Below are 17,448 nucleotides of genomic sequence, written 5' to 3'. Positions count from 1 at the left end.
TTTTTAACGCCTTTATTTTCTGATAGAATATTTACAATTGCAGTAGCTCTTTTAGTAGATAAATCCCAGTTGTTTTCTATTCCGCCACCAATGTTTCCTAAAATTTTATCATCGTCTGTATGTCCTTCAATTAGCACTGACAAATCTGGATTTAAAGCCAATACTTTACCAACTTCTACAACAGCTGTTTTACCTTCTGCTCCTACAGCCCAACTTCCTGTTTGAAACAGTAATTTGTTTTCCATTGAAACGTACACTTTTCCGTCTTTTTCATGAACAGTTAATCCTTTTCCGTCAAATGCTTTTAGGGATTTCATTAGTGTTTCTTTCAGTTTTTTCATGCTTGCGTCTTTGGCAGCGATGTAGGATTCTAATTCGCTTAAGCGTTTAGAACTGGCTTCCAAGTCGGCTTTTAATTTATTCAATCGGTCTTGCTCGGCAGCCATAGATTTTTCTTTAGCTTCTAGTTTGGCCAATAATTCTCTATTTTTATTGATGTTGGCTGTTAAAGCCTCATTGCTGTCTTTTTCAAGAGCGTTGTAAGATGCTTGTAGTGTTTTTAAATTTTTATCAGACGCTGTATAATCGGCTTGCAGTTTATCACGTTCGGCTTTTAGTTTATCGTAATCGGCTTTTAGTTTAGTACCATCTATTTCTAGTTGATTTTTGGTTTTATTTAAACCTTCATTATCATCGGCTAATTTTCTGTTTTCTTTTTTTAAGTCTGCAAATTTATTTTCTAAATCATTATATATTTTCTTAGAAACACATGATGTTGAAAGCGCTAGAACTAATAGTCCTATTGAAATTTTTTTAATCATCTTATTTTTATTTTTTTTGAATCGAATCAAAATTAGAGTATCAAACTGGTAGTTCATCTATGCAAAAAAATTGTTATTGACATTGTTATTGACAACTTTTATAGATTTGGTTTTAGGTTTTTTAGTTTAATAATTGGTGTTTATTTATTACTACTTATTTTTAGCCGTGATGGTAGTGGAAATCATTTTTTACAAAAATTGTATTTTTTCTTATTGAAGAAAAGCGACCATAGAAGCTCTTTCTTTAATTTAGAAAAAACCAATTTTTGTAAAAAATATTGAAACGAACAGCGCGATTAGCTTCTAATCAATCTCGACTAGAATAGGACAATGGTCTGAATGCTTGGCTTCGGGCAAAATGATGGCTCTGGTCATTCTATGTTTTAGATTTTCTGAAACTAAATTGTAATCGATGCGCCATCCTTTATTGTTTCCTCTTGCTCCTGCTCTATAACTCCACCACGAATAATTGTGTGGTTCTTTATTGAAATGGCGAAAACTATCTATAAATCCTGATTTCATGAAACCATCAATCCATTTTCTTTCGGAAGGTAAAAATCCAGAAACGGTTGCATTTCTTATTGGATCATGAATGTCTATGGCTTCGTGACAAATATTATAATCGCCACAAATAACAAGATTGGGAATGTCTTTCTTTATATGGTTGATATAATTTTGAAATTCATCCATGTACTGAAATTTGAAATCCAATCGATCAATATTGGTTCCCGATGGCAAGTACAAGCTCATTATTGAAATATCATCAAAATCGGCTCGAAGATTTCTTCCTTCAAAATCCATGTGTTGAATTCCGGTTCCATAAACCACATTTTTAGGTTCGGTTTTAGACAAAATTGCTACGCCGCTGTAGCCTTTTTTTTCTGCTGGAAAATAATATTGAAACGGATAACCTGCTTCGGCAATTTGAAGTATCGGAATTTGATCTTCTTGAGCCTTAATTTCTTGCAGACAAATTACATCGGGATTTGCTTGTTGCAACCAGTCTAAAAAACCTTTAGTAATAGCAGCTCTAATGCCATTAACATTATAAGAAATGATTTTCATTGTTGAATTTTTATAGTTTTTCAAAAGTAATTAAAAACATTAAATGAGACTCGGTTTATCTAAAATTATGTGTTTTGTTTAAGCTTTTTTTATAATTAAGCTTTTTTTAAAAATTCCTTTCAAATAGAATTACTATATTTGTTTCTTGTTCAAAAACCAAAAACAATTCAATGGGTTTAGTCACTGCCAAAGAAGTTGCAAAATCAATAAACGCTGACAAGTATGGAGTTTTAGGCACTTTCGCTGGATGGATATTGATGAAAGTACTTAAAATTTCTACTTTAAATAAAGTTTATGACAGAAATAAACATTTGCAAGATGTTGAATTTCTTAATGCGATACTTAAAGATTTAGAAATAAAATTTGAAATTCCCGAAGAGGATTTAAAACGGCTCCCAAAAGATGGTGCCTATATCACTATATCCAATCATCCGCTGGGAGGAATTGATGGTGTTTTATTATTGAAATTAATGCTTGAAAAAGAGCCTAATTTTAAAATTATTGCCAATTTTTTATTGCACAGAATTGAGCCTTTAAAGAAATACATAATGCCTGTTAATCCGTTTGAAAACCATAAAGATGTTAAATCTAGCGTTATTGGATTAAAGGAAACTTTTAGACATTTAAGCGATGGAAAACCTCTTGGAATGTTCCCTGCCGGAGAAGTTTCTACCTATAAAGATGGCAAACTTGTAGTTGACAAGCCTTGGGAAGAAGGCGCTATAAAAGTGATTAGAAAAGCCCAAGTTCCTGTTGTTCCTATTTATTTTCATGCTAAAAATAGTCGTTTGTTTTATTTTCTTTCTAAAATAGATGACACTATGAGAACGGCCAAATTACCCTCTGAATTGTTTTCTCAAAAAGATAGAGTTATTAAAGTTCGTATAGGAAAACCTATTTCTGTAAACGAGCAAAACGAACATTTAACTATTGATGATTATTCGGAATTTTTGAGAAAGAAAACCTATATGTTGGCCAATTCTTTTAATGAAGAAAGCAAGCAACTTCTTTCTGTTCCAAATTTAAAAGCGCCAAAAAGCCCGAAACAAATTGCTACGCCTGCCAATCAAGAAAAAATGGTAGCCGAGGTCAACAAGTTGAGAGATTCTGATTGTAGATTATTGCAGAGTAAGAATTATGAAGTATTCTTTACAGAAGCTAATAAAATACCAAATGTATTACATGAAATTGGTCGTTTGCGCGAAATAACTTTTAGAGAAGTTGGCGAAGGAACGAATGAATCTATTGATTTAGACAAATACGATCAATATTATCACCACATGTTTCTTTGGGATGATGAAACCAAGCAAGTTGCTGGAGCATACAGAATGGGATTGGGATCGGAGATATTTCCTAAATATGGAATGGAAGGTTTTTACTTGAACGATTTGTTTAGATTTGAAAGTGAATTGCACGAAATGATGCAAAATTCTATCGAAATGGGTCGCGCATTTATTATTAAAGATTACCAACAAAAACCAATGCCGTTGTTCTTGCTTTGGAGAGGAATTATTCATACAACGCTTCGTTATCCTGAACATAAATTCTTGTTGGGCGGTGTAAGCATTAGCAATCAATTTACAGATTTTTCTAAATCGTTGATGATTGAGTTTATGAAATCTAATTATTATGATCCTTACATTGCACAATATGTACATCCTAAAAAGGAATTTAAAGTAAAACTAAAAGACGCCGATAAAGATTTTATATTTGACGAAGCCGAAGCCGATTTAAATAAATTTGATAAAATTATAGACGAGTTAGAGCCAGGTAGTTTACGTCTTCCTGTTCTTATCAAGAAGTATATTAAACAAAATGCACGATTGGTTGCTTTTAATGTTGACCCATTATTTAACAATGCAATCGATGGATTAATGTACATAAGAATTGCCGATATTCCCGAAAGCACTATGAAACCTGTTATGGAAGAATTTCAAGCCGAATTGGAACGAAAGCTAAATGAAAAGTAAAGGTTTTTAGTATTTATGTTAAACCTCGAAGGTTAAAAAAACCTTTAAGGTTTGTATGTTAACAATTAGAGAAAAATTTTATTATGTGAAGTATTGCGATTTAGTTGTCAATGAAAAAATTAAAAATGCCCCAAATAGTCTATAACTTTTTGGGGCTTTTTTATTATCTAGCTCTTTTAGTTACTTTAGCCTTTCTACTTGTTCTTGAAACAATTTCCAGTTTGCGTCTGTAATTGTTTGTATCTTTTTAAACTTTTTACCCTTAAGATAATCTAAAATATATTTGGCGCGCTCTTCAGATTCGGGATGGGTTGAAATCCAAGAAAAAGCATCTGGAACTTCTTGTTTTTGGGCTAGCTGAAACATGAAATCGGCCATTGGCTCTGGGTTAATATCAGCTTTTAGTAAGTATTTAACACTTTCCATATCGGCTTCTTTTTCTAAAGTTCTATCGTATGCAGATGAAGATAACGTGCCTAAAATTTGTTTCAATAGTTCACCACCTTTTCCACCTGTTGTTGCCGAAATTAAAACAGATAATCCAACTTCTTTAGAAAGTTTTTTCATGACATGATTGTTTTCAATGTGTGCAATTTCATGACCAATAACGCCTTGTAAAGCTTCTTGTTTGTTGCAGTCAGTTATCAATCCGGTGTAGACTACCAAGTGATTGTTTGGCAATGCAAAGGCATTTATTTCGTCTTTTTTAACAATATGAATTTTTAATGAATCGCGTTTAATACCATTGGCTTTGCAAATTGGCAAAATCAATTTATCTAACGTTTTAATTAAAGAATCGTTGGTAACTACGTTTTCTGTTTCTTGTATTTGGTCCCATATTAAATCGCCAATTTTATTTTCGGCAGAAGTTGTGTGTTTTTCTATTTGAAAAAATCCTACAAAGTCTAGTTTGGACAATCCAAACCACATTGCGAAAAAGACAACTATAAGTACTAATCCTTGAAAAATTGTTTTATTTATCATTGTGGCTTACAAATTAAATTAGTTAAATTTCCAAAAAACCATTGTTGCACATGTTTTCCTTTTCTAGTTTGAACCGCGCTGTAAATGGTGGAAGCAAATTCGAAAATATTGAAACAAAAAGCTGTAAATAGGTATGCAAAATAGCGATTATTGACATGCTCGTCGCCAAAAAGGATTGAAATGGTCCACCAAAAACCAAAGCTGTTGATGCACAACAAAGCTGCTTGCGAAACCAATGCTTGTGTGCAATGCCAACGCACAAAATAAGTTCCTTTTCTATTGGCAATAAAAAAGAAAAATGTAGCAATCAAGTTAATAATGGGTAATGGTAAACCTGCGACTAAGGCAACCAAAGACATTAAATAACTGTTGGATGCTTTTTCCGACTCATGGTCTGATGGTTTATAGGGAAATGTTGTGTTTTGCATTATAAGTGTTTATAAATATTCCAAATCCAATTTAGTACAACTAAAACAATTAAGACAATAGCTAGTCCTTTAATTCTAATAATTGCCTCTGCTTTTTTATAATTAGTAAAAAATGTTTCTTTTTTAGTTATCAAATCGAATACTATCCAAAAAGGAACAATTAGCATAAGTATAGCAACAATTATTCCGAAAGGATTCATCAATAGTGATGCCACAAATTTTTCTTGAACAAGAAGTTGAATAGCACGAGTTGTGCCACAAGACGGACAAGGATAACCTGTAGCAGTCTTTATCATACAAGCACTAAAATGAGAACTTTCGGAATAATTTAAAGTATAAAAAAGATAAGCATATCCTGCGATAGAAGCTATCAAAAAAATAGAATATAACTTATTTTTAGACATTTTTAATACAAAGAATTTTGAAAAGTCTCCATATTTTTCTCTCTTGCAGCAGACGAAATAGAAAACCAATCGATGATAGTCCAAATATAAAATCCACCACAAGTTAGTAATTTAGCTATTCCAAGACCTGTATCGCCAATAAAAAAACGGTCCATTCCCAATTGTCCTCCCATAATTGATAATAGTTGTGTTGTGTCTGGACTTTTAAATTGCATAGTTTGTACAACCGGCCATTTGGAATCATCTAATTGTAATAGTTTCTCTCTTATTGCATTTAAATGATGGCTTTCAAAATATTTACTATTGGCAATCATGAACATATCTACTTTATTAGATTCCATAAAAATTTGTTTGTTGGTTAATTATTTTTGTTTTGAATTGTCTAAAATATAAAAATTATTGGAAAACACTGTCAATTGGCTCCCAAAGTTCAATTTTGTTTCCTTCTGGGTCTAGAATCCAACCAAATTTTCCATAATCGTAAGTCTGCATTTCTCCTACAATTGTTACACCTTCTTGTTTAAGAGTTTCTAAAAGTACTTGCAAATTGGCTACACGAAAGTTCATCATAAATTGTTTTTCGCTGGGTTGAAAGTAGGTTGTATCTTCTGTAAATGGCGACCATTGTGTAGAACAATCGATACCATTGCTGTCTTTCCACCAGAAAGTTGATCCGTATTGGTCGGTTTTTAGCCCTAAATGTTTGGCATACCAGGTGACTAATTCTTTAGCATTTTGAGATTTAAAGAAAAAACCACCAAGACCAGTTACTCGGTTTGTTTGAGTTTCTAAAGGGCTTTCGCCAAAATAGAATTTGGTAATTTTATTACCAATTATTTGTGCTAGTTTTTCATGACTTTCAAATGTCCAACCTGCTATGTGTGGTGTTAATAAAACATTTTCTGAGTGCAATAAATACTGGAATGCAGCTGGTTTTTCGGTGTCAATAAATAAATTTTCAAAAGATAGTTTCTCATATTCAAGAACGTCTAGTCCTGCACCAAGCACTTTTCCTGATTTCAAAGCTGAAACTAAATCGTTTGTAACTACATTATTTCCTCTAGAAGTGTTGATGAACCAAAAAGGCTTTGCAAAGGAATTAATAAAATTAGAATTTACCATTTTATCGGTTGCTGGCGTCCACGGAATGTGCAAACTCAGTACATCGGCTTTTTCTTGAAGTTCTTTCAATGAAACTTGTTTGGCATTTTGATCACCTACATTTTCTTGAATATCGTGGCATAGAACGGTTACATCAAAGCCGCGTAATTTTTTAGCAAATGATTTTCCCATGTTTCCGTAGCCTATTAATCCGATGGTTTTGCCGTCTAATTCATAACCACGATTGCCTTCACGAATCCATTTTCCTTCGCGTACCAGTTTGTCTGCTCGGTTTAATTTATTCATCAATGACAATAACATTCCAAGCGAATGTTCGCCAACGGCATTTCTATTTCCTTCGGGTGCAGCAATAAGATGAACACCTTTTTCGATTGCATAATCACAATCTATACTTTCCAATCCGGCACCAACGCGAGCTATAAATTGTAGATTGGTTGCTTTTTCAAGAAAGGTTTTGTCAATTTTAAATCGGGAACGAATTACAATACCGTTATAATTGTGGATTTTGGCTTCGATTTCTTCTTTGGAGGAAGTAAAATCTTCTTCGTTAGTGAAGCCTGCTTCTTGAAGTTGGTTCCATAGTAACGGATGATTACTATCGATGTGTAGGATTTTTATATTTTTCATTTTACCGCAAAGGCGCAAAACTTTTCGCAAAGTTCGCTAGATTATATTTGTTGGTTAAAGATAAGTATTTTTTGAAAACTGAAACAAAAGGAAAAGACAAAAACTGGATAGCCCAGATTGCAACGGTAGCTCACGATTTTTTTTCGTGACTACAAGTGTAAAGCTGGAAAATGGTTTTTTAATGATGCTCGAACGATTCGCTTCTGATAAAAATTAGTAACCTAAAATTAATCGTGCTATTCCAAAATAAATCATGATTCCAAAAACGTCGTTAGTTGTTGTAATAAATGGTCCTGTTGCTATAGCTGGATCGATTTTCTTTTTGTGTAAAAATAGCGGTACTAATGTTCCTAATGTTGCTGCAAAAAGAATTACAACTACCATTGATAATGAAATGGCTAAGCCTACTAAATATTCACCATACATCAAGGAGTGATAAAGAAATAGGAAAGAAGAAATTATTAATCCAGATATCATGGCTACAGATAGCTCTTTAGTAAAGTAGTTTTTACTAAATTGCTTTAACGAGCCGTTAGCCAATCCTTGCACTACAATTGCCGATGCTTGTACGCCAATGTTACCTGCAGTGGCAGAAAGTAAGGGTACAAATATTATTAATGTTGAATATTGTTGTTGTGAGGTTTGATTTTCTTTAAGAACCAATGAGGCAATTAACTCGATTACCATACCTATTAAAAGCCATGGTAAACGTGCTTTTATCATTTCGAAAACGCTATCTCCTGCTTCTACGTCTTGTGTTATTCCGGCAGCCATTTGGTAATCTTTGTCGGCTTCGTCCTTGATCACGTCTAAGATATCGTCTATGGTAACTCTACCTACTAATCGTCCCATTTCGTCTACAACTGGAATGGCTTCTAGGTCGTATTTTTGCATTATTCGGGCAACCTCAACATTGGGTGTGTTTACTTTTACATAATCTACTTTTTTTATGTAAACGTCGCTTATCATTGTTTTGGTAGAAGTAGTCAATAAATCTTTAAGAGACAAGCGTCCTTTTAATCTGTTTTCGTCGTCAACAACGTAAATAGAATGTACTCTTGTAACGTGTTCTGCTTGGCTTCGCATTTCTTTTACGCAAGTAAGTACGTTCCAGTTTTCATTTACTTTTACTAGTTCTTTTCCCATTAAACCACCAGCTTCATCTTCGTCATAGCGAAGTAAATCTACGATGTCTTTGGCATGTTCTAGATCTTCAAGCTCTGATATTACTTCTTCTTTCTTGCTTTGAGAAAGTTCGGCAATAATATCGGCAGCATCATCAGTATCCATTTCGTCTAATTCTTCTGCAATCTCTTTAGCAGAGAGACCGTGAAGAATTTTTTCGCGAATGTCGTCTTCTAGTTCAAGAAGTATTTCAGAAGTAATTTCACTATCAAGAATATTAAAAATATAAATGGCTTCTTCAATAGCTAATTCGTCAAAAATCTCTGCAATATCAGCATGGTGCATGTCATTCAATAAAACTTCTAATTCGGTATCGTTTTTATCGTGAATTAGTTGCTCAATTTGAACTAATAGTTCTTTACTGATTTTAAACTGCATTGGCTTCTATTTTTTGGGTGAGTTCTATAAATTGTTCTACCGATAATTGCTCAGGTCGAAGGTCAAAGATACTATCTTCTCTCAAATTATCGGACAAATTTAATGCTTTTAAGCTATTTCTCATTGTTTTTCTACGTTGTTGAAAAGCCATTTTTACTACAGTATAAAGCATTTTTTCGTTGCAAGGCAAGGTAAAATTTTCTTTTCTTCGCATTCGCAATACGCCAGATTTCACTTTTGGTGGTGGAATAAAAACGGTTTCATCTACTGTAAAAAGGTATTCTACATCGTAAAATGCTTGTGCTAAAACGGATAGAATTCCATAAACTTTACTGCCTTTTTTAGAGCAAATTCGTTCGGCAACTTCTTTTTGAAACATGCCTGCAAATTCTGGAATTTGACTACGGTATTCTAATGTTCTAAAAACTATTTGGGTTGAAATATTGTAAGGAAAATTTCCAATGATGGCAAATTGTTTTCCGTCGAAAGTTTCGTTGATGTTGTACCTTAAAAAATCTTTAGAGATTATTTTGTCTTTTAATTTTGGAAAATTTTCATCTAGATAAGTCACCGATTCGGTATCGATTTCAATCACATAGGTATTTACTGGTTTCTCCAACAAATATTTAGTTAGAACTCCCATTCCTGGACCAATTTCTAACAAATCATCGTATCCTTCAAGATTTAAGGTGTCAGCAATTGCTTTGGCGATAGATTCGTCTTTAAGAAAATGTTGTCCGAGGTGTTTTTTGGCTTTTACTTTTTCCATGTTGTTTTTGCCGCGAAGGCGCTAAGTCTCTAAGGATTTTTTAAAATCTGGTTAAATATTAATTTTCCTTTTTTAGGGAATCACTATAAAAAAATTATCTTTATTATTATTAATTTTATTTTTCACAGGAAATTAACTCATTCGCTCCATCAAACACCGAGAAGCATAAACATGTTCTACACCAGACAATTTTAAAAAATCATCCTGTTGTTGTTTATTGCTTTCCTGTTTAAATTGAAATCTAATTTCCATAAATTAAATCTAATTAATTATTCATAAAAAACTCGGATACAAATTCTAGTTCAGTTCTAAAAGCAAGTGCTTTGTCGCCAAAAAGTGATAATCCTTCGGCTCTAAACTTGGGCGCATCTTCTGCATAATAGCGTTGTAATGTTTCTTTACTATCGGTTGTGTATTGAACGGCATAGGTTAATCCGCCCATTTCTTCTTCTACTAAAACACGCACCAATCTTGCCGATGAGAATTTTCCTGTTGCTAAAATTTCGGGAATATGTTTTTCTTGCATCCACTGCAACCATTGGTGTTTAATAGTTTCGTCTATGTTTGTTGTAACGTTGTATAATATCATATTTTGTTTGTTAGAGCACTTTGGCACCTTGACTGCACTAGTGATAAAATATTTAAAGTACTAAAAAATTTGAAATTGATTTTTGAAATTGACTTTTGAAATTGACTTTTGAAATTGATTTTTGAAATTGATATTGTTATTGACTAAATTTCTTTATCTCCACGAAGTTTCCTAAATTTCTTTTGTGCGGTGACATAGTAAATACTGTCTTCGTGTTTGGTAATTATTTCTTCATAAAGTGGTTTGGCTTTTTCGGCATCGTTCAATTGGTTGAAAAGTTCTGCCGAATAAAATAGCGCTTCATCAATGTAAATACATTCTTTAAAATTGTCTAAGATTTGTTTATAATTAGCCAATGCCGATGCCGTATCTCCCATACTTTCGTATATTTTTCCAATTCTTAAAAGCGTTACTGGCTCAATTGCGTCGCCTTTATTTTCTTTTAATAGGGCTTGAAAAGCGGTTAATGCATCTTGTTTTTTATCTTGAAAGAGTAAAAAATCGGCACGAGCAAATTTCTTTAAAGCTACTTGTGTAGAATCTTCTATGGTGTTGTCTGAAATTAATAAAAATAAATCTAAAGCATCGTTGGCAATTAATTGTGTTGATGCTGCTTTTAGTACTTCCAATTGGTGGTTTGCCCATTTAAAGTCGCCTTTGTAATAACTAGTTTTAGCAATTTTTAAATTGGCCATCTGACCTACAGGATTATTAAATCCTTCCGATTCTATTTGAGAATAGTAAATTAAAGCTTGATTAAATTTTTCTTCAAACAGTAGAATGTCTGCCAATTGCATTTTTGTTTCGGCAATTTGTTCTCTGTTGATAGGCATTTCCAAAACATTTTTCAGAATGGTTTTTCCTGTTTCGGCATCTTTCAAATTAAAAGTTACAAAATGTGCTTTTAGGTTTAACAAAGATAAAGTATATGGACTAACACCGAATTCTTTAATTAAATTATCCAACTCTAAGTTGATAGTTCCATAGTCTTTTGGTTGTGCTTTTTTTATTTTCATTTCCATCAAATAGGAATGTGCCCGAATCAATAAATCTAAATCTTTAGTGTTTTCTAGAACAAAACCTAATATTTCTGTAGCTGCTGTTTCGTCATTTTCTTCAATAGCAAGTTGCCCAAGGTTTACAATATTGGCAAACGATTCGGGATTTCGTTTATAAATTGCTTTTTCTTGAAGAAATGCTTTTCCGTAATCTTTTAACTGGACATAATACCAACTTAAATATTCGTTCCAAAAGATATCTTGTGTTTTTTGAATTCTAATAAGTAATGCTTTTCTCAAGGCATCATTATAAGCAACATCGGTATCTTCAATCATAAATCGCGATAACTGATTTTGAATCATTACCAAATTTTGAGGATTTTTATACGATTCTATCAAGAAAGTTTCAATCATCATGTCTATATCGCCTTTTTGACCATAAAGCAATGCCATTTGAAAATTGAAATTTAATTTTGAATCTAACTCTGTTGCAATTTGATAGGCTTGCAGTGCATATTCTACCAATGCTTTTCGTTCAAAGACGTAGGCAATTTGGTATACTTCATTGGCATTTTTTCTAATTCTATCTAATGCTTGATTGTAATATTTATTGGCTTTCTCTTGGTTTTTTTGGAGTTGAAAATTATAGCCTAATTCTACAAGGAAATTGCCTTGTTTGTATTTGTCTAATCGTTCTTGAATGGCTTTTTCTGCCTTATCAAATTGAGATAATTGCTGGAAACATTCAACCGTTTTTTGAAAATAATTAAAATTATTGGGTTGCGATTTTAGTAACTCATCGTAAGCGATTTGTGCTTTTTCAAACTCACCTCTGTCAAAATAATTTTGCGCCAATTGTTCTGATTGTGCTTGAACAAATAGCGTTGTTGCAAAAAATAGTAAGGTAAGTAGTTTTTTCATCAAAATTGGCATTAAAAAACAATGTACCAAAGTAACACATTTTGCGCCAATCTAGTACAATGAAATGTTAAAAAGACCTGCCTACTGGCATGCAAATTATCTTTTAATTAATTATATCAAACCCTGTGTACTTGCGCAACACTTCTGGAACTACAATTCCATCTGGCGTTTGATAATTTTCTAAAATTCCGGCAAGAACTCTAGGTAACGCCAATGAACTTCCATTTAATGTGTGTGCAAGTTGGTTTTTTCCGTCTTTATCTCTAAATCGTAATTTTAATCTATTAGCTTGAAAAGTTTCAAAATTAGAAACAGATGAAATTTCTAACCATCTGTCTTGAGCTGTAGAAAACACTTCGAAATCGTAGGTTAATGCTGACGCAAATCCCATGTCGCCTCCACAAAGACGTAAAACTCTGTAAGGTAATTTTAATTCGTCCAATATGTTTTTTACGTGTTCTACCATTCCGTCTAAGGCTTTGTACGAATTATCTGGATGCTCAACACGAACTATTTCTACTTTATCAAATTGATGTAAACGATTTAATCCTCTAACGTGAGCACCATAAGAACCTGCTTCTCTACGAAAACAAGGCGTATATCCTGTACACAAAACAGGCAAATCATTTTCGGCAATAATTACATCACGAAAAATATTGGTAACTGGCACTTCGGCTGTTGGTATTAAATATAAATCGTCTGTTGCATCGTGGTACATCTGTCCTTCTTTATCTGGCAATTGCCCTGTTCCATAGGCAGATGCTTCATTAACTAAATGAGGAACTTGGTATTCTAGATAACCTGCGTCGGTATTTTTATCTAAAAAATAGGTAATTAAAGCACGTTGCAATTTAGCTCCTTTACCTTTGTAAACTGGAAATCCTGCACCTGTTATTTTAACACCTAATTCAAAATCTATAATGTCGTATTTTTTTACCAATTCCCAATGCGGCAATGCTTCACCATGCAAAACAGGCACTTCACCAGACTCGAAAACATTTAAATTTTCTTCTGGTGTTTTCCCAAACGGAACAATATCTGCAGGAAGATTGGGTAAGAGATACATTTTTTGAGTTAACTCATTAGTTAAAACGTCTAGTCTATCTGAGGCTTCTTTACTTTTTTCTTTTAACGAAACTGTTTTAAGTTTTAAGATTTCGGCTTTAGCTTTTTCACCATTTTTCATTAAATCGCCAATATCTTTAGACAATTTATTGGATTCGGCAAGAGTATTATCCATCTCTAATTGTGTGTGTCTTCGACTTTCGTCCAATTGTACCACTTCTTCTACAAGAACTTTAGCATCCATATTTCGTTTGGCTAAAGCTGTAATTACTTTCTCTTGATTCTCTCTAATAAAGGCTATCTGTAACATGTCTTAAAATTTATAAGATGGCAAATTTAAGGAATTGATTTTTATTAATTGAATAAAGTAAAATTTAATCTTTATGGGCTTAACTCAATATAAAATAGCAATTTAAAAATTTTTTAATAAAATTTTTAAATTATTAATTCGCATTAATTACTATATTCGCAAAAAAATACCCAATCTCATGAAAAAACACTACCTATTAGTAATACTTTTTTTCACTACTGTGATGTTTTCACAAAAAAACGCTATAAAGTCAAATCAAATTGCTGAATCAGAAATGAAATCTGCATCAAAATTGATAAATATACAGGCCAATCCTAATACTCAAAACTACGATGTTACCTACCACAAGCTGGAGTTTACAGTAAACCCTAGTGTTTATGGAATAACCGGAAAAGTAACAACAACTTTCACGGCATTATCAAGCATGTCAACAGTAACATTTGATTTAACAAAACAATTAACCGTTAGCTCTGTAAAAAAGAATAATGTAAATTTAACTTTTGTTCAAACAGTTAGTAATGAATTAGTCATCACACTTCCTTCAACATTAGCAATTGGAGCTACAGAAACACTAGAAATCAATTACTCTGGCGCACCAGCAACAGGAGAACAAGCATTTACAAGAAGCACACACAATGGAACACCAGTTATTTATACATTATCTGAACCTTTTGGCGCAAGAGATTGGTGGCCGTGTAAACAAGATTTAAATGACAAAGTAAATAGTATTGACGTTTTTATCACAGCACCATCTCAATATGTTAGTGTTTCTAACGGAATTGAAACTACAACACCAGTAATTAATGGCGCTAATAAAACCACTCATTTTCATCACGGATATCCAATTCCTGCCTATTTAATTGCAATAGCCGTCACTAATTATAGTGTTTATAACCAAGTTGGAGGAACTGCGCCTAACACTTATCCTATTATAAATTATATTTATCCTGAAAGTTTAGCCTCAGTTCAAACAGATTTAGATCAAACTCCATTGATTTTAGCACTTTACGAGTCTCTTTTTGAAATATATCCATTTCATACAGAAAAATATGGTCATGCAGAATTTGGTTGGGGCGGAGGAATGGAACACACAACAGTTTCATTTATGGTAGGATTTGACAGACAATTAATTGCTCATGAAATGGCACATCAATGGTTTGGCGATAAAATAACTTGTGGAAGCTGGAAAGATATTTGGCTCAATGAAGGATTTGCAACCTATGTTGCATCACTAGTATATGAGAACTTTGACGGAAGTGGCGCTTTTATAAATGAAAAAGCAAACATGATTAACAACATTACATCACAAACAGGTGGTGCAGTATACTTAACAGCTACAGAAGCTACAAATGTTGATAGAATTTTTAGTAGTAGATTGTCCTACGATAAAGGAGCGATGGTAATAAATATGCTTCGTTTTAAACTTGGTGACGCACTGTTTTTTCAAGGAATGAGAAATTACTTAGCCGATACAAACTTAGCCTACAAGTATGCCGTTACTTCCGATCTTCAATACCATCTAGAAACAGTATATGGACAAAGTCTAACCGAATTTTTTAATGATTGGGTTTATAATCAAGGCTATCCTATTTATTCAATTACAGCTAATAACTGGGGATTAGGTCAAGCCAAAATAACAATAAACCAAACACAATCTAATAGTTCTGTAAACTTTTTTGAAATGCCAGTTCCAATTACACTAACTAGTGCATCTGGACAAACCTATAATGTAGTTTTAAATAACGTATCAAATGGCGAAGAATTTATAATTCCAGTTCCGTTTTTGGTATCAGGTGTAGCATTTGATACAGAAAAAAATATTATTTCAAAAAATAGTACTGCAACACTTTCTAATGAATTATTTGAACAAGACAAAGCCATTAAAATATACCCAAATCCTGCAACAGACCAATTGCATATTCAAATGCCACTAGATATGGTAGTTAAAAAAATAAAACTTTTTAATAATCTTGGTCAAATGGTACTAGAAAATAGCGCGTTAGATTTTACTATTACAAGTCTTTCCGATGGTATATATACTGTTCAAATAGAAACTCTTGAAGGTGTATTTCATAAAAAAATTATAAAAAATTAAGCATAAACAACATATTTGGTAAAAAGTAAGGCGAAAACCTTACTTTTGCTTTTTATAATAATACTGAATTTTAAAAATGGAATTTGCAATTAAACTTTCTCAGTTTTTACTGAGCTTATCAATACTTATTATTCTTCACGAGCTAGGTCATTTTATTCCTGCCAAATTATTTAAAACCCGAGTAGAAAAATTCTACCTTTTCTTTGACGTAAAATATTCTTTGTTTAAAAAGAAAATTGGCGAAACAGAATACGGTATAGGATGGCTTCCTCTTGGCGGTTATGTAAAAATATCTGGAATGATCGACGAGAGCATGGACAAAGAGCAAATGGCATTGCCACCACAACCATGGGAATTTCGATCTAAACCGACCTGGCAGCGTTTAATTATTATGTTAGGCGGAGTTACTGTAAATTTTATTTTGGCATTTATCATTTACATTGGGATGACCTATGTTTATGGCGATTTATATATAAAAAATGATGATTTAAAAGATGGGATTTGGGTAACAAATCCGGTTGCAGAAAAAGCAGGTATTAAGACAGGTGATAAAATAGTCTCAATTGATGGAAAAAAAATAGATCGATTTGTTCCATCAATTAGTTCAGATATTTTGATGTCTAAAAAAGTTTTAGTTAATAGAAACGGAAAAGAAATAGAAATTAATTTACCTGTTGATTTTATTGGACAAAATATAGATGAAAACACAAAAAATGCAATCAAATTACGGATGCCATTTGTAGTTGGAGAATTTCAAAATGAATCTCCAAATAAAAATACATTAAAAGCTGGAGATATTTTAATTTCTTTAAATGGAAAAGCAATTAAATATTTTGATGAAGCGGAATTAGTTTTAAACGCTTACAAAGGCAAAAGAATAAATGCGGTAGTAATTAGAGATGAAAAAAACACAAACGTTTCTCTTCAAATTAATAAAGAAGGGAAATTAGGCTTTCAAGTAGGAACTTTAACAGAAGATAATTTAGAAAAATTAGGTTATTTCAAACTTACACAACAAAAATACAGTTTTTCAGAATCTATTCCAGTAGGAATTGAAAAAGGAAAAAATCAATTGATTAGTTACGGTGGGCAATTACAAAAAATTTTCAATCCTAAAACTGGTGCTTATAAAGGTGTTGGAGGATTTGGAGCTATTTTTAACGTTTTTCCTTCAACTTGGAGTTGGCAAGCATTTTGGGGCATCACAGCTTTGTTGTCAATAATGTTAGGAGTAATGAATTTATTACCTATTCCTGCACTTGATGGTGGTCATGTAGTATTTTTATTATACGAAATGATTTCGGGTAAAAAACCAAGTGATAACTTTATGGAAAAAGCCCAATTGGTTGGTTTTGTTCTACTTATATCATTACTTTTATTTGCAAATGGAAACGACATTTACAAAGCAATTGTTGGCAAATAAAAAAAATAAAAAAAATATCAATTTTTGTTTGCAAAAAATAAAAAACGCTTTATATTTGCAACCGCTTAGCAGATAAGAAATACAATTTCCAATCTAAATAAAGTAAATAAAAAGTTCACACATTATTGAAAATATACAGTTTCCTTCTTAGCTCAGTTGGTTAGAGCATCTGACTGTTAATCAGAGGGTCCTTGGTTCGAGCCCAAGAGAGGGAGCGCAGATGAGCAAAGAAGGAAACTGTATATTTTCAATAATGTGTGAACTTTTTATTTACTTTATTTAGATTGGAAATTG

At 32.5% G+C, this 17,448-nt stretch carries 15 protein-coding genes, 1 tRNA gene and 1 pseudogene; 4 read left to right on the top strand and 13 right to left on the bottom strand.

The window, feature by feature from the left end:
• Together ACH2CG_RS02270 and ACH2CG_RS02265 are read right to left on the bottom strand one after the other, a co-directional pair.
• A partial coding sequence (locus ACH2CG_RS02270; protein WP_395061780.1) for an OmpA family protein occupies nt 1-821 on the bottom strand: 821 nt, incomplete at its 3' end.
• A 303-nt stretch (nt 822-1,124) separates the two neighbouring features.
• Complete coding sequence (locus ACH2CG_RS02265; protein ID WP_395061778.1) at nt 1,125-1,886, bottom strand: exodeoxyribonuclease III; 762 nt, start codon at nt 1,884-1,886, stop codon at nt 1,125-1,127.
• 170 nt (nt 1,887-2,056) lie between these two features.
• Between ACH2CG_RS02265 and ACH2CG_RS02260 the strand changes: the two genes are divergently transcribed.
• On the top strand, nt 2,057-3,856 hold the full coding sequence (locus ACH2CG_RS02260) for a GNAT family N-acyltransferase (protein ID WP_395061776.1): 1,800 nt from the start codon (nt 2,057-2,059) through the stop codon (nt 3,854-3,856).
• Nucleotides 3,857-4,036: 180 nt separating this feature from the next.
• Here the strand turns inward: ACH2CG_RS02260 and ACH2CG_RS02255 are convergent, their stop codons facing one another.
• The 11 genes and pseudogenes from ACH2CG_RS02255 to serS all read right to left on the bottom strand — a co-directional run bounded on the left by ACH2CG_RS02255 (nt 4,037) and on the right by serS (nt 13,636).
• Nucleotides 4,037-4,840, bottom strand: a complete 804-nt coding sequence (locus ACH2CG_RS02255; RefSeq protein WP_395061774.1) for a M48 family metallopeptidase — start codon at nt 4,838-4,840, stop codon at nt 4,037-4,039.
• Nucleotides 4,837-5,268 carry a hypothetical protein gene (locus ACH2CG_RS02250; protein WP_395061772.1) on the bottom strand — a complete coding sequence of 144 codons (432 nt, stop codon included), beginning with the start codon at nt 5,266-5,268 and terminating at the stop codon, nt 4,837-4,839. The genes ACH2CG_RS02255 and ACH2CG_RS02250 overlap by 4 nt, the downstream gene beginning before the upstream one ends.
• Nucleotides 5,268-5,672, bottom strand: a complete 405-nt coding sequence (locus ACH2CG_RS02245; RefSeq protein WP_395061770.1) for a DUF2752 domain-containing protein — start codon at nt 5,670-5,672, stop codon at nt 5,268-5,270. Before ACH2CG_RS02245 ends, ACH2CG_RS02250 begins: the two co-directional genes overlap by 1 nt.
• Before the next feature lie 2 nt (nt 5,673-5,674).
• The gene (locus tag ACH2CG_RS02240; protein ID WP_395061768.1) at nt 5,675-6,013 is read right to left on the bottom strand and encodes a TM2 domain-containing protein; all 339 of its coding nucleotides are present in this window, start codon (nt 6,011-6,013) and stop codon (nt 5,675-5,677) included.
• A 55-nt stretch (nt 6,014-6,068) separates the two neighbouring features.
• Complete coding sequence (locus tag ACH2CG_RS02235; protein WP_395061782.1) at nt 6,069-6,494, bottom strand: VOC family protein; 426 nt, start codon at nt 6,492-6,494, stop codon at nt 6,069-6,071.
• A pseudogene (locus tag ACH2CG_RS02230) lies at nt 6,474-7,421 on the bottom strand (2-hydroxyacid dehydrogenase); the annotation flags it as partial. The gene ACH2CG_RS02235 and the pseudogene ACH2CG_RS02230, both read right to left, overlap by 21 nt.
• 213 nt (nt 7,422-7,634) lie before the next feature.
• Nucleotides 7,635-8,984, bottom strand: a complete 1,350-nt coding sequence (gene mgtE, locus ACH2CG_RS02225; protein WP_395061766.1) for a magnesium transporter — start codon at nt 8,982-8,984, stop codon at nt 7,635-7,637.
• Nucleotides 8,974-9,753, bottom strand: coding sequence for a 16S rRNA (adenine(1518)-N(6)/adenine(1519)-N(6))-dimethyltransferase RsmA (rsmA, locus tag ACH2CG_RS02220; RefSeq protein WP_395061764.1), 780 nt, complete (start codon nt 9,751-9,753; stop codon nt 8,974-8,976). Before rsmA ends, mgtE begins: the two co-directional genes overlap by 11 nt.
• A gap of 265 nt (nt 9,754-10,018) precedes the next feature.
• Nucleotides 10,019-10,342 (bottom strand): DUF4286 family protein, encoded by a 324-nt coding sequence (locus tag ACH2CG_RS02215; RefSeq protein ID WP_395061762.1) that lies wholly within the window; start codon nt 10,340-10,342, stop codon nt 10,019-10,021.
• 143 nt (nt 10,343-10,485) lie between these two features.
• Nucleotides 10,486-12,261: a tetratricopeptide repeat protein gene (locus ACH2CG_RS02210; protein ID WP_395061760.1), complete on the bottom strand. Its 1,776-nt coding sequence runs from the start codon at nt 12,259-12,261 to the stop codon at nt 10,486-10,488.
• A 103-nt stretch (nt 12,262-12,364) separates the two neighbouring features.
• Nucleotides 12,365-13,636: a serine--tRNA ligase gene (serS, locus tag ACH2CG_RS02205; RefSeq protein ID WP_395061758.1), complete on the bottom strand. Its 1,272-nt coding sequence runs from the start codon at nt 13,634-13,636 to the stop codon at nt 12,365-12,367.
• A 178-nt stretch (nt 13,637-13,814) separates the two neighbouring features.
• On the opposite strand from serS, the gene ACH2CG_RS02200 reads away from it, so the two are divergent.
• The 3 genes from ACH2CG_RS02200 to ACH2CG_RS02190 all read left to right on the top strand — a co-directional run bounded on the left by ACH2CG_RS02200 (nt 13,815) and on the right by ACH2CG_RS02190 (nt 17,369).
• Nucleotides 13,815-15,731, top strand: coding sequence for a M1 family aminopeptidase (locus ACH2CG_RS02200; protein ID WP_395061756.1), 1,917 nt, complete (start codon nt 13,815-13,817; stop codon nt 15,729-15,731).
• Between the two features lie 76 nt (nt 15,732-15,807).
• Nucleotides 15,808-17,154, top strand: a complete 1,347-nt coding sequence (gene rseP, locus ACH2CG_RS02195) for an RIP metalloprotease RseP (protein ID WP_395061754.1) — start codon at nt 15,808-15,810, stop codon at nt 17,152-17,154.
• A 141-nt stretch (nt 17,155-17,295) separates the two neighbouring features.
• Nucleotides 17,296-17,369 (top strand) — tRNA-Asn (locus ACH2CG_RS02190).
• Nucleotides 17,370-17,448: the final 79 nt, after the last annotated feature.

The organism is Flavobacterium sp. (assembly GCF_043778725.1).
Taxonomy (GTDB): Bacteria; Bacteroidota; Bacteroidia; order Flavobacteriales; family Flavobacteriaceae; genus Flavobacterium.
The sequence above is the reverse complement of the archived record's forward strand: the minus strand, read 5'-3'. Positions and strand labels throughout refer to the sequence as shown.

Coding starts and splice junctions, on each gene's coding strand:
- ACH2CG_RS02265 (WP_395061778.1), bottom strand. CDS start 1,886: ATGAAAATCATTTCTTATAATGTTAATGGCATTAGAGCTGCTATTACT.
- ACH2CG_RS02255 (WP_395061774.1), bottom strand. CDS start 4,840: ATGATAAATAAAACAATTTTTCAAGGATTAGTACTTATAGTTGTCTTT.
- ACH2CG_RS02245 (WP_395061770.1), bottom strand. CDS start 5,672: ATGTCTAAAAATAAGTTATATTCTATTTTTTTGATAGCTTCTATCGCA.
- rseP (WP_395061754.1), top strand. CDS start 15,808: ATGGAATTTGCAATTAAACTTTCTCAGTTTTTACTGAGCTTATCAATA.
- ACH2CG_RS02215 (WP_395061762.1), bottom strand. CDS start 10,342: ATGATATTATACAACGTTACAACAAACATAGACGAAACTATTAAACAC.
- ACH2CG_RS02200 (WP_395061756.1), top strand. CDS start 13,815: ATGAAAAAACACTACCTATTAGTAATACTTTTTTTCACTACTGTGATG.
- serS (WP_395061758.1), bottom strand. CDS start 13,636: ATGTTACAGATAGCCTTTATTAGAGAGAATCAAGAGAAAGTAATTACA.
- ACH2CG_RS02210 (WP_395061760.1), bottom strand. CDS start 12,261: ATGAAAAAACTACTTACCTTACTATTTTTTGCAACAACGCTATTTGTT.
- ACH2CG_RS02260 (WP_395061776.1), top strand. CDS start 2,057: ATGGGTTTAGTCACTGCCAAAGAAGTTGCAAAATCAATAAACGCTGAC.
- ACH2CG_RS02250 (WP_395061772.1), bottom strand. CDS start 5,268: ATGCAAAACACAACATTTCCCTATAAACCATCAGACCATGAGTCGGAA.
- rsmA (WP_395061764.1), bottom strand. CDS start 9,753: ATGGAAAAAGTAAAAGCCAAAAAACACCTCGGACAACATTTTCTTAAA.
- mgtE (WP_395061766.1), bottom strand. CDS start 8,984: ATGCAGTTTAAAATCAGTAAAGAACTATTAGTTCAAATTGAGCAACTA.
- ACH2CG_RS02240 (WP_395061768.1), bottom strand. CDS start 6,013: ATGGAATCTAATAAAGTAGATATGTTCATGATTGCCAATAGTAAATAT.